Annotated in this window: 8 protein-coding genes; 2 read left to right on the forward strand and 6 right to left on the reverse strand. The window is 72.6% G+C overall.

Annotation, left to right across the window (positions count from 1 at the left end):
* Nucleotides 1-48: 48 nt before the first annotated feature.
* The gene (locus ABT296_RS07670) at nucleotides 49-903 is read right to left on the reverse strand and encodes an ABC transporter permease (RefSeq protein ID WP_351924334.1); all 855 of its coding nucleotides are present in this window, start codon (nucleotides 901-903) and stop codon (nucleotides 49-51) included.
* Complete coding sequence (locus ABT296_RS07675; protein ID WP_351924336.1) at nucleotides 900-3,536, reverse strand: CocE/NonD family hydrolase; 2,637 nt, start codon at nucleotides 3,534-3,536, stop codon at nucleotides 900-902. Before ABT296_RS07675 ends, ABT296_RS07670 begins: the two co-directional genes overlap by 4 nt.
* 245 nt (nucleotides 3,537-3,781) lie before the next feature.
* On the opposite strand from ABT296_RS07675, the gene ABT296_RS07680 reads away from it, so the two are divergent.
* Nucleotides 3,782-5,185, forward strand: coding sequence for a condensation domain-containing protein (locus ABT296_RS07680; RefSeq protein WP_351924338.1), 1,404 nt, complete (start codon nucleotides 3,782-3,784; stop codon nucleotides 5,183-5,185).
* Here ABT296_RS07680 and ABT296_RS07685 read toward each other — a convergent pair.
* On the reverse strand, nucleotides 5,160-6,551 hold the full coding sequence (locus tag ABT296_RS07685) for an APC family permease (RefSeq protein ID WP_351924340.1): 1,392 nt from the start codon (nucleotides 6,549-6,551) through the stop codon (nucleotides 5,160-5,162). The two genes, ABT296_RS07680 and ABT296_RS07685, sit on opposite strands and share 26 nt — an antisense overlap.
* Before the next feature lie 342 nt (nucleotides 6,552-6,893).
* On the opposite strand from ABT296_RS07685, the gene ABT296_RS07690 reads away from it, so the two are divergent.
* Complete coding sequence (locus ABT296_RS07690; protein ID WP_351924342.1) at nucleotides 6,894-7,742, forward strand: SCO4651 family lipoprotein; 849 nt, start codon at nucleotides 6,894-6,896, stop codon at nucleotides 7,740-7,742.
* 49 nt (nucleotides 7,743-7,791) lie between these two features.
* Here the strand turns inward: ABT296_RS07690 and mmsA are convergent, their stop codons facing one another.
* The 3 genes from mmsA to iolB are packed head-to-tail and all read right to left on the reverse strand — an operon-like array spanning nucleotide 7,792 to nucleotide 12,001.
* On the reverse strand, nucleotides 7,792-9,294 hold the full coding sequence (mmsA, locus tag ABT296_RS07695) for a CoA-acylating methylmalonate-semialdehyde dehydrogenase (RefSeq protein WP_351924344.1): 1,503 nt from the start codon (nucleotides 9,292-9,294) through the stop codon (nucleotides 7,792-7,794).
* Nucleotides 9,295-9,308: 14 nt separating this feature from the next.
* Nucleotides 9,309-11,186 (reverse strand): 3D-(3,5/4)-trihydroxycyclohexane-1,2-dione acylhydrolase (decyclizing), encoded by a 1,878-nt coding sequence (iolD, locus tag ABT296_RS07700; protein ID WP_351924346.1) that lies wholly within the window; start codon nucleotides 11,184-11,186, stop codon nucleotides 9,309-9,311.
* Nucleotides 11,186-12,001: a 5-deoxy-glucuronate isomerase gene (gene iolB, locus ABT296_RS07705; protein WP_351924348.1), complete on the reverse strand. Its 816-nt coding sequence runs from the start codon at nucleotides 11,999-12,001 to the stop codon at nucleotides 11,186-11,188. Before iolB ends, iolD begins: the two co-directional genes overlap by 1 nt.
* Nucleotides 12,002-12,003 lie beyond the last annotated feature (2 nt).

The raw sequence follows: 12,003 nt of genomic DNA on the forward strand, positions 1-12,003 counted from the left end.
TGGGCACGGAGGGTGCCCGCCGAGACCGGTAGGTGATCTTCCGTTGACCTAGGAGACCACGTCCTTGCGGGCGAAACCGCGGAAGGCCAGCGCGAACAGCACGACGGCGTACGTTACCGAGACGGCGACGCCCTGGATCATGCCGGACCACTCCGGGGTGGGCTGGACGGCGTCCGCCCAGGCGAACTGCCAGTGCGCGGGCAGGAAGTGGCGCCAGTCACCGAGGGCGGTCACCGCGTCGAGGACGTTGCCGACGATGGTGAGGCCGACCGCGCCGCCGACCGCGCCGAGCGGGGCGTCGGTCTTGGTGGACAGCCAGAACGCGAGCCCGGCGGTGACCAGTTGGGAGACGAAGATGTACCCGACGACCACCACCAGGCGCTGCGCGGCGGTGCCCGGGTCGAGCGAGCCGCCGGTGGGCAGGGCCAGCGGGCCCCAGCCGTAGGCGGCGACGCCGACCACCAGCGCGACCACCGGCAGCAGGACCATCGCGCCGAGGCTCAGGCCGAGCCCCACCACGAGCTTGGACCACAGCAGCCGGGCCCGCGGCACGGGCGCCGCGAGCAGGTAGCGCAGCGAGGACCAGCCGGCCTCCGAGGCGACCGTGTCGCCGCAGAACAGGGCGACCGGGATGACCAGCAGGAAGCCGGCGGAGACGAACAGGTTGACCGCGGCGAAGTTGGCGCCGGAGGCGGTGGCGGTGTCCATCAGGTTGATCCGGTCGCCGCGGCCCTCCGGGCTGCCGCCGATCGCGAAGGCGATCAGCAGGACGAACGGCAGCGCGGCCAGGATCGCGCCCATCACCAGGGTGCGGCGGCGCTTGAGCTGGCGGACCAGCTCGACGCGGAGCGGCAGGGTGTGCCCCGCCCGGTAGCCGGAGGCGGCCTCGGTGAGCGTGCTCATGCGGAACCTCCGATCAGGGTGAGGAAGGCGTCTTCCAGGCGGCGGTGCGGGCCGACGGACCGCACCGGCACCTCCAGCCGCACGAGTTCGGCGACCAGGCGTTCCGGGCTGCCGTCGGGGGCGAGGCGGACGAGGAGTCCGTCGTCGGTGCGGACCGCCGAGGAGATGCCCGGCAGGGCGGCGACCTTCTCGGCGACCGGCTCCTCCACGGCCGCGGCCGTGCCGACGAGCAGGGTGTCGCCGGAGCCGACGATCTCGCCGACCGGGCCGGCCTGGACGAGCTGCCCGCGGTCCATGACCACGAGGTGGGTGCAGGTCTGCTCGACCTCGGAGAGCAGATGGCTGGAGACGATCACGGTGCGTCCGGCGGCCGCGTAGCGGATCATCACCTCGCGCATCTCGCGGATCTGCGGCGGGTCCAGGCCGTTGGTCGGCTCGTCGAGGATCAGCAGGTCCGGCAGGCCGAGCATGGCCTGGGCGATGGCCAGGCGCTGGCGCATGCCCTGGGAGTAGGTGCGCACCGCGCGGGCGAGGGCGTCGCCGAGGCCGGCGATCTCCAGGGCCTCGTCCAGGTGGGCGTCCTGGGCGGGACGGCCGGTGGCCGCCCAGTACAGCTCCAGGTTCTCCCGCCCCGACAGGTGCGGCAGGAAGCCCGCGCCCTCCACGAAGGCGCCGACCCGGGAGAGGACCGGGGCGCCGGGGCGGATGGCGTGGCCGAAGACGCGGATCTCGCCGCCGTCGGGGCGGATCAGGCCCATCAGCATGCGCAGGGTGGTCGTCTTGCCCGCGCCGTTCGGGCCGAGCAGTCCGAGGACCTGGCCCTTCTCGACGGTGAAGGAGAGGTCGCGGACGCTGTAGCGGTCGCCGCCCGCGTACTTCTTGCTCAGCTCCGTGATCCGCAGCGGGACCCCGGCCGACTCCGGGTCGGGGGCGGGGGCGGTGGTGCGGCGGCGGACGGTCAGCAGCAGGGCCGCCGCGGCCAGCAGACCGGCGAGCGGCAGCCACCACACCCAGGCGGGCAGCGGGGCGGCTGCCGTGCTCACGCCGGGGGCGGTCGGCACGGCCAGGTCGCTCCGCAGGGAGACCTTGTACGTGGCCGGCGCGGCCGGGGAGGCGTAGCCGAGGTCGGTGGAGGCGAGGACCAGCCGGAGCCGGTGGCCCTTGTCGATCTCGTGGTCGACGGCCGGGAGCGTGAGGGTGACGTCCTTGCCGGACCCGACGTCCTCCACCCGCAGCGGTGCGACCAGCTGGGCGGGGAGCACCTGGCGGACGCCGTCGGCGGCGACGTCGTACACCTTGGCGAACAGGACGGCGTCCTGGCTGGTGGACTCGATGTGGACGGTGACCGTCGGGGAGCCGGTGATGCGCAGGTCGTCCTTGACGGGCGCCGAGTCGAAGCGGGCGTACTGGCCGGGGAAGTCCAGGGAGACGCCGACACCGAGGGAGGAGAGCTGGGCGAGTCCGCCGCCGCCGAGTCCCGGCAGCGCGGAGACGGCGGGCGGGCTGGCGCCGGCCGGGTTGGTCAGGCTCTGCTCGCGGCCGGTGAGGGCGATGTCCTTCCGGCCGCTGTCCAGGCCGGGGTAGCTGTCCCCGCTCGCGCCCCGCAACTGGGCCTCGCCGTCGGTGGAGTCGACGCCGCCGGCGCGGGTGACGCGGAAGGCCGGGCCGGTGTCGACGGACTCGTCGCCCTTGAGGTACCGGTCGAACCACGCCCGGACTCGGGCCCGGACGCGGTCGCCCTCCGGGTCGCCGCCGTCATGGCCGCCGGCGATCCAGTCCACGGCGACGGGGGCGCCGTTGGCCTCGATCGCCTGCGCCGCCTCGTCGGCCTGGCCGAGCGGGAAGAGGGAGTCGGTCTGGCCCTGCATCAGCAGGGTGGGGACCTCGATGCGGTCGGCGACGGCCGACGGCGAGCGCTCCTGGAGCAGCCTGCGGGCCGCGTCGTCCGGGACGCCGGACTCGGCGACCCGGTCGTACATCCGGCACAGCCGCTCCTCGAAGCGGTCGCAGCCGCCGGCGGTGTTGACGAAGATGCCGGCCCACAGCTTCTTGAAGACGCCGTCCGGGAACAGGGCGTCGGCGAGGTTCCAGTAGGTGATGGCGGGGGCGATGGCGTCGACGCGGTCGTCGTGGCCGGCGCCGAGGAGGCTGATCGCGCCGCCGTAGGAGGCGCCGGCCATGCCGACGCGCGGGTCGCCGTCCGCGTCGAGGCGCACCCGGGGCTGCTCGGCGATCCAGTCGATCAGCTTCGAGACGTCGGCGACCTCGCCCTCGGGGTCGTTGAGGCCGACCTCGCCGGTGGACCTGCCGAAGCCGCGGGCCGACCAGGTCAGTACCGCGTACCCGTCGGCGGCGAGTTCCTCGGCCTGCTCGCGCACGTCGTCCTTGCTGCCGCCGAACCCGTGGCCCAGCAGGACGGCGGGGCGGTCCCCCGCCGTGGACGCGGTGAAGTACGAGGTGTCCAGGCGCACTCCGTCGCCCACGGACAGCATCCGGTCAGCGCGGCGGACGGCGGGCCCGTCGTCGGAGGCGACGGCCGTCCAGGTGCCGGCGGCGGCGAGCACGGCGACGGCGGCCCCGGCGGCCAGCAGTCGCCGGGGCCGCCGGAGCAGCCCTCGCGGTCGAAGATCCATGCGTCAACGGTACGGGGTGAACCTGTCGCGCAGTTGTCGACCACAGACCGAACCGGCGGGCATCCCAGCGGCGTACGCGGGACGGCGCGCATACCGCGCCCGCGGTACGAGGACCGCTGTTCGACGGGCCACCCGATCCACTGAAATACCGCCTGTACAGGCATGGAATACCGCGAAACGGGAGGTCCGGGCGGCGCGGCCGGAAGATCCTCGAAGGTCAGCCCCCCTGTGAACGGAGACGCCCTGTGCGCACCACGGACATCCAGCGCTGCGAGGCCAGGCCGGGAAGGCTCGTCGAGTTCACGCTCTCCCCGGCGACCGTCGCGGCCGCCGCCGACCTCCCGGACGACCCCCGGCCGCCCTCCTACATCCAGGAGTCCCACATCCGCACCGCCCGCTCGGTGCGCGAGGACGGTCTCGCGGTCCCGACCTGGCTCGGAGCCGCGTTCGACGTGCCGGGCCCGGTCGACCTGGACGCGCTCCAGGAGGCGCTGCGGCTGTGGACGCTGCGGCACGAGACGCTGCGCAGCGGCTTCCGCCCGGACGGCGCCGGTCTGCGCCGGTTCACGCTGGACGCCGGGGCGGTGTCCCTGCACCGCGAGGTGGTCGGCGACTTCACCGACCCGGCGGAGCTGGTGCGCCACCTCCAGCACCGCTTCGACGGCGCGGCGGACGCGCTCGGCTGGCCGAACCTGATCTACGCGGCGGTCGTCCGGGACGACGGAGCCAGCGTGTACATGGCCTTCGACCACAGCAACGTGGACGCCTACTCGCTGTACCGGATCCCCGCCGAGATCCACGAGCTGTACACGGCGGCGGTGCGGGGCGAGCCGGTGAGCGAGTCGCCGGTGTGCAGCTACATCGACTTCTGCGAGACCGAGCGGGCGGACGCGGACCGGATCGACGCGGACCACGAGATCGTGGGCCGCTGGCGGGAGTTCATCGCGCGGTGCGACGGCACGCTGCCGTCCTTCCCCGTCGACCTCGGGGTGCGGCCGGGCGGCCCGCTGCCCCCGCAGCGGCTGATGCGCGAGCCGCTCGTCGGCCCGGACGCCGCCGCCGCGTTCGAGGCGTACTGCCGGCCCTACGGCGGCGGGCTGGTCGGGGTCCTGGCGGCCACGGCCCTGATCGTGCGGGAGCTCGGCGGGCGTTCCGTGTACCGCACGGTGGTGCCCTTCCACACACGGGTGAAGTCGCGGTGGTCGGACTCGGTCGGCTGGTACGTCGGGGGCGCGCCGATCGAGGTGCCGCTGGAGCCGGAGCCCGACTTCCCGGCCGCCCTGCGCAGCGTGCGGGCCCAGTTGCAGGCCGCGCGGCCGCTGGCCCGGATGCCGCTGGCCCGGGTGCTGAACCTGCTGGGCACCGACTTCCGGCCCACCTCCCCCGACCTGTACTCGATCGTGTCCTACGTCGACGCCCGGGGCTTCCCCGGCTCCGCCGACTGGGCCGGGCTGTCGGCGTACGGGCTGATCCGGGTCTCGTACGGCGACCAGGTGTGCGCGTGGGTGAACCGGCTGCACGAGGGGCTGTGGTTCGCCGCCCGCTACCCGGACACCGACGTGGCCCACAAGAACCTGCGGCTGTACGTGGAGCGGCTGCGGGACGTCGTGGCGGGGGTGTCGGCTACCGCTCGTCCTGCGGGAGTGTGACCAGCCAGCGCGTGCCGCGGCGCGGGCGGAGGTAGAGGGCCCAGTACAGGGTGGCCACCGCGGTGATGCCGCCGGTCCACAGCAGGTACTCGGTCTCCTGCTGGGTCAGGATGTACGCCAGGACCGCGATCAGCAGGACGGGCATCGCCGGCCACAGCGGCATCCGCCAGGCGGGGGTGGACCGGTGGGCGCCGCGCCGGGACAGCAGGGCGGCCACCGCGACCAGCAGGTACATGCCGGTCACCGACACGCCCGTCACGCCGTACAGGGTGTCCAGGTTGACGAAGCAGAGGGCGGCGCCGGGGACGCCCACGGCCAGGGTGGCGACCCACGGGGAGCCGAAGCGGCCGAGCCTGGCGAAGACGTCGTTGACCGGGCGGGGCCACGCCTTGTCCCGGGCCGAGGCGAACAGGACCCGGGAGTTCTGGATGACCATGACGATGCCGGCGTTGATGATGGCCAGGGCGACGCAGAGGCTGACGAAGGTGCCGACGGCGGAGTTGGACCAGGCGGTGACCATGGCGCCGAGGTCGCCGCCGGTCAGCGCGGCGAGGTCTGAGGCGCCGAGGGTGATGCCGACGACCGGGACCAGGATGATGACGGCGGAGATGGCGAGGGTGGCCAGCACCGTGCGGGCGACGTTGCGGCGCGGGTTCTCCAGCTCCTCGGAGAGGTAGACGGCGGTGGAGAAGCCCTGGGTGACGAAGAGGGCGATGGCGAGACCGGAGACGATCAGCATGGCCGTCACGGTGTCGGTGCCGCCGTCGGCGCCGGCCACCTGCAGGGAGACCAGGCTGTCCGGGCCGCGCTCGGCGTGGGCGAAGCCGAGGACGGCGACGACGGCCGCCGCGACGACCTCCAGGACCAGGAAGATCCCGGTGATCCAGGCGTTGGCGCGCAGGTCGAGCAGTCCGGCGAGGGTGGCGAGCAGCATCACGCCGGCGCCGGCGACCGACGGGTCGAGGTGGACGAGGGGGGCGAGGTAGTCGGCCGTGCCCATCGCGATCACCGGCGGCACGATCATCACCACCAGCAGGGACAGGACGAACACCAGCCAGCCCGCGAGGCGTCCGGCCAGCGTGGTGACCATCGCGTACTCGCCGCCCGCGCTGGGGATCAGGGTGCCGAGCTCGGAGTAGCAGAACGCCACGGCGATGCAGAGCAGGGAGCCGATCGCGATGGTGAGGGCGGTGGCGGTGCCGAGCGAGCCGAACAGGTCGGGGACGACCACGAAGAGGGTGGAGGCGGGGGTCACGCAGGAGAGCGTGAGCAGGGTGCCGCCGACGACGCCGATGGAGCGCTTCAGCTCCGGCGCGGGGGCCGAAGGCCCTTCGGTGAGCGGGGTCTTCTCCAGCGTGTCGGTCATGCGGCTGTTTCCGATCGGCAGTTGCGGCGGTGGTTCGTCCAGGAGCGCTATCGCCTCCGGCGGCTTCGGTCGTACGTGATTCGTCCGCTCCCGGCGCTGCATCGAACACCGACGAAAACCTGCACGTCAATGGCTGTTTGCCTACGAAATCCGCAGCGCGAGACCCCTCTTGATCGCGTATTCGGCAGAACTGGCCAGTGATTCCGCTTCGGGCGGCCGTACGGGAACCGCAGGGTGAAGGCCGAAAAAACTGCCGACGTCCGGCATACGGACGTGTCGGTGGGGCCCGCTAGAGTCGTTCGGTCGCACAGCGAAGACATAGTGATGGGCGGGGACACACATATGAGGCTGAGGCAGAGCACGGCCTGGGCGGGGCTCACGGCGGCCGCCCTGGTGGCGGTCACCGGATGCGGTTCCGGGGGCGCCGAGGACACCGCGAAGAAGGCCGCCGAGGCGGTCACCAACTCGGACAAGATCATGGCGGCGCTCAGCCGCGCCACCGACCGGACCGAGGAACTCGGCTCGGCCGAGGTGAAGGTCTCCACCGACCTGGGCACCGGCACGCCGATAGCCATGGACGGCACGTACTCGTGGGGCGACGGCATGGCCTACGACGTGCAGATGGACACCAAGGCCGCCCAGATGGAGGCCCTCCAGGACGACCCGACGATCCACTGTCTGCTGGTCGACGGCGTGTACTACTACGACGTCGACGCGCAGCCCTCGGGCCCGATCGCGGGCAAGGAGTGGATCAAGGTCGACTCCTCCGCGGTGTTCGGGGACAGCGGCAGCCAGGCCTACAAGGGCGGCGGCGACAGCGGCAACCCGACGGCCTCGCTGAAGAGCCTGAAGTTCGCCGACGACGTCGAGGACCTCGGCAACGAGACGGTGAACGGCAAGAGCGCCACCCACTACCGCGCCGTCCTCGACAAGGAGGACCTGGGTCAGTACGAGGAGGCCTACAGCGGCGAGGGCAGCCTGCTCGGCGACATGACCGGCGGCGCCACCAGCATGTCCATGGACATCTGGGTCGACGACAACGACCTGCCGGTCCGGCTGGTGCAGGTCATGGGCGCCATGAAGGTCTCGATGGACTTCGACAGGTTCGGCGCCACGAAGGACATCGACGCTCCCCCGGCCGCGCAGACCGCGGACCTGACCGAGGCCCTCAAGGAGGCCAACGGCCAGTGACACGGGAAGGGCCCGGACACCTGGGGTGCCCGGGCCCTTCCGTCGCCGCTCAGTGGTTGCGCGGAAAGCCCAGGTCGACGCCGGCCGGGGCGTCGGACGGGTCCGGCCAGCGGGTGGTGACGACCTTGCCGCGGGTGTAGAAGTGCGTGCCGTCGTTGCCGTAGATGTGGTGGTCGCCGAAGAGGGAGTCCTTCCAGCCGCCGAAGCTGTGGTAGCCGACGGGGACCGGGATCGGGACGTTGACGCCGACCATGCCGGCCTCGATCTCCAGCTGGAAGCGGCGGGCGGCGCCGCCGTCCCGGGTGAAGATCGCGGTGCCGTTGCCGAACGGCGAGCCGTTGATGAGGGCCACGCCCTCCTCGTAGGTGTCCACACGCAGCACGCACAGCACCGGGCCGAAGATCTCGTCCTGGTACGCCTTGGCGCTGGTGGGCACCCGGTCGAGGAGCGAGATGCCGATCCAGTGGCCGTCCTCGTGACCGTCGACCGTGTAGCCGGTGCCGTCCAGGACGACCTCGCAGCCCTCGGCGGCGGCGCCCTCGACGTAGGAGGCCACCTTGTCGCGGTGGACCTTGGTGATCAGCGGGCCCATCTCGGAGGCCGGGTCGTTGCCGGGGCCGATCTTGATCTTCTCGGCGCGCTCGCGGATCTTCTCCACCAGCTCGTCGCCGATCGCGCCGACCGCGACGACCGCGGAGATCGCCATGCAGCGCTCGCCCGCGGAGCCGTAGGCCGCGCTGACGGCGGCGTCGGCCGCCGCGTCGAGGTCGGCGTCGGGCAGGACCAGCATGTGGTTCTTGGCGCCGCCGAGGGCCTGGACCCGCTTGCCGTGGGCGGAGGCGGTGGTGTGGATGTAGCGGGCGATCGGGGTCGAGCCGACGAAGGAGACGGCCTTGACGTCCGGGTGCTCCAGCAGCCGGTCCACGGCCACCTTGTCGCCGTGGACGACGTTGAAGACACCGTCGGGCAGGCCCGCCTCGGCGAGCAGCTCGGCGATCTTCACGGCGGCGGACGGGTCCTTCTCGGACGGCTTCAGCACGAAGGTGTTGCCGCACGCGATGGCGATCGGGAACATCCACATCGGGACCATCGCCGGGAAGTTGAACGGCGTGATGCCCGCGACGACGCCCAGCGGCTGCCGGATCGCGGCCACGTCCACCCGGCTCGCGACCTGCGTGGACAGCTCGCCCTTGAGCTGCACGGTGATACCGCAGGCCAGGTCGACGATCTCCAGGCCGCGGGCGACCTCGCCGAGGGCGTCGGAGTGCACCTTGCCGTGCTCGGCGGTGATCAGCTCCGCGATGGCGTCCCGGTTGGCGTCCAGCAGCGCCCGGAACTTGAACAGGATCGTGGTGCGCTGGGCCAGCGAGGACTGGCCCCAGGTGGCGTAGGCGTCCTTCGCGGCGGCGACCGCGGCGTCGACCTCGTCGACCGAGGCGAACGCGACCTTGGTGGTGACCGCGCCGGTGGCCGGGTCGGTGACCGGCCCGTAGTTGCCCGACGCGCCTTCGGCGGACTTGCCGCCGATCCAGTGGTTGACGATCTTCGTCATGACCGAGAGCTCCTTCACAGATGGCGGCGTCGAGCAGAGACGTGCCGGTCGTACTCCTCACGGGCCTTGACCGCGGACGGTCGGGTCGCGGTCTCGGCCACAGGAACATCCCACCAGGCCTGCGCCTCGGGCGCGCCCGACACTGTGTCGGGCGTTTCGGTCTCCACGTAGACACATGTGGGAGTGTCGGCGGCCCGCGCCTCGGCGAGGGCCGCGCGCAGGTCACGGACGGTACGGGCGCGCAGGACGCGCATGCCGAGGCTGGCGGCGTTGGCGGCGAGATCGACCGGGAGGGGGGCGCCCGAAAGGGTGCCGTCGGGGGCCGGGAAGCGGTAGGCGGTGCCGAACCGCTCGCCGCCCACCGTCTCGGAGAGGCCGCCGATGGAGGCGTACCCGTGGTTCTGGACCAGCAGCATCTTGACGGCGACGCCCTCCTGCACGGCGGTGACGATCTCCGTGGGCATCATCAGGTAGGTGCCGTCGCCGACGAGCGCCCACACGGGCCGGTCGGGCGCGGCCAGCTTCACGCCGATCGCGGCCGGGATCTCGTAGCCCATGCAGGAGTAGCCGTACTCCAGGTGGTACTGGTCGGCGGAGCGGGCCCGCCAGAGCTTGTGCAGGTCGCCGGGGAGGGAACCGGCCGCATTGATGATCACGTCCGTGTCGTCGACGACCGCGTCCAGGGCGCCGAGGACCTGGGTCTGGGTCGGCCGGGCGTCCTCGTCCGGGGCGGCGAAGCAGGCGTCGACCCCGCGCTCCCAGTCCGCCTTGCCCGCGCCGTACTCCGTGACGTAGGCGTCGTCGACCCGGTGGCCGTGCGGCCGGAGCGCCTCGGTCAGCGCGGTCAGGCCGCTGCGGGCGTCCGCGACCAGGGCGAGACCGGCGAGCTTGTGGCCGTCGAAGGCGGCGATGTTGAGGTTGACGAAGCGGACGTCCGGCCGTTGGAAGAGGGTGCCGGAGGCGGTGGTGAAGTCGGTGTACCGGGTGCCGACGCCGATCACCAGGTCGGCGGAGCGGGCCAGCGCGTCGGCCGTGGCGGTGCCGGTGTGGCCGATGCCGCCGACGTCCTGGGGGTGGTCGTGGCGCAGGGAGCCCTTGCCGGCCTGGGTGGAGGCCACCGGGATGCCGGTGAGGTCCGCGAACTCGGCGAGGGCCCGCTCGGCGCGGCTGTGGTGGACCCCGCCGCCGGCCACCAGCAGGGGGCGCCGGGCGGCGCGCACCGCGGTCACCGCCGCGGCCAGTTCGGCGGGGTCGGCGCCGGGCCGGCGCACGGTCCAGACGCGGTCGGCGAAGAACTCCTCGGGCCAGTCGTACGCCTCGGCCTGCACGTCCTGGGGCAGGGCGAGGGTGACGGCGCCGGTCTCCACGGGGTCGGTGAGGACCCGCGCGGCCTGGAGGGCGGCGGGGATCAGGGCCTCGGGCCGGGTGATCCGGTCGAAGTACCTCGACACCGGGCGCAGGCAGTCGTTGACGCTGATGTCGCCGGCGTAGGGGACTTCGAGCTGCTGGAGCACCGGGTCGGCCGGGCGGCCCGCGAAGGTGTCGCCGGGCAGCAGCAGGACCGGCAGCCGGTTGACGGTGGCGAGGGCGGCGCCGGTGACCAGGTTGGTGGCGCCGGGGCCGATGGAGGTGGTCACCGCGTGCGTGGAGAGCCGGCCGGACTGGCGGGCGTAGCCGACGGCCGCGTGCACCATGGACTGCTCGTTGCGGCCCTGGTGGTAGGGCATCAGGGCGGAGTGCTCGACGAGCGCCTGACCGAGCCCGGCGACGTTCCCGTGGCCGAAGATGCCCCAGGTCGCGCCGATCAGCCGCTGTCGTACGCCGTCGCGTTCGGTGTACTGGGCGGACAGGAACCGCACGAGCGCCTGTGCGACGGTGAGCCGGGTGGTCATCAGTAGCCCTCCGTGTGGTCGGGGTGGAAGCGGATCCGCCACTCCCGGGTCTCGCCGGGGCCCGCCATGACGTTCAGGTAGTACATGTCGTGGCCGGGCTGGGCGATCGAGGGGCCGTGCCAGCCGTCGGGGACGAGGACGACGTCACCGGAGCGGACCTCGGCGAGCACCTCGGCGCCGCCCTCGCGGGAGGGGGACACCCGCTGGTAGCCGTAACCGTGCGGGCCGTCGATCTCGAAGTAGTAGATCTCCTCCAGCTCCGACTCCTCGCCGGGCCGGTGCTCGTCGTGCTTGTGCGGCGGGTACGAGGACCAGTTGCCGCCGGGGGTGATCACCTCGACGGCGATCAGCCGGTCGCAGTCGAAGGCGTCGGCGGAGGCGAAGTTGCGGACGTGGCGCAGCCGGTTGCCGCTGCCGCGCTCTTCCACGGGAACCTCCGGCGCGGGGCCGTAGCGGGCGGGGAGTCGTCGCTCGCACCTTGCTCCTGCCAAAGCAAAGCGGCCACCCGCGCCGGAGGCGATCTGTGCCCGGGCGTCTCGGGGTACGTACGCGAAGTCGGTGACCGACGCGAACACGCTTTCCCGGCCCAGGAGTTGGAATTCCCGGTCGTCCACTCGCACCGTACAACCACCGCTCAGGGGCAGTACGATCCACTCGCTGTCCCCGGTGGTGAGGGTATGGGCCCCGCCCGGTTCGAGTTCCACGATCCGCAGACCCGAGTGGTGCCAGCCGGCCCGCCCGGGTCCGATGTCGAGCACATGCTTCCCCTCGGCGGTCGAGCCGCGCGGGACGTACAGCTGCCTCTTCGTCGTCATAC

The organism is Streptomyces sp. NPDC000983, assembly GCF_040299205.1.
Classification (GTDB): domain Bacteria; phylum Actinomycetota; class Actinomycetes; order Streptomycetales; family Streptomycetaceae; genus Streptomyces.

Coding starts and splice junctions, on each gene's coding strand:
- iolD (WP_351924346.1), bottom strand. CDS start 11,186: ATGACCACCCGGCTCACCGTCGCACAGGCGCTCGTGCGGTTCCTGTCC.
- mmsA (WP_351924344.1), bottom strand. CDS start 9,294: ATGACGAAGATCGTCAACCACTGGATCGGCGGCAAGTCCGCCGAAGGC.
- ABT296_RS07670 (WP_351924334.1), bottom strand. CDS start 903: ATGAGCACGCTCACCGAGGCCGCCTCCGGCTACCGGGCGGGGCACACC.
- iolB (WP_351924348.1), bottom strand. CDS start 12,001: ATGACGACGAAGAGGCAGCTGTACGTCCCGCGCGGCTCGACCGCCGAG.
- ABT296_RS07675 (WP_351924336.1), bottom strand. CDS start 3,536: ATGGATCTTCGACCGCGAGGGCTGCTCCGGCGGCCCCGGCGACTGCTG.
- ABT296_RS07690 (WP_351924342.1), top strand. CDS start 6,894: ATGAGGCTGAGGCAGAGCACGGCCTGGGCGGGGCTCACGGCGGCCGCC.
- ABT296_RS07685 (WP_351924340.1), bottom strand. CDS start 6,551: ATGACCGACACGCTGGAGAAGACCCCGCTCACCGAAGGGCCTTCGGCC.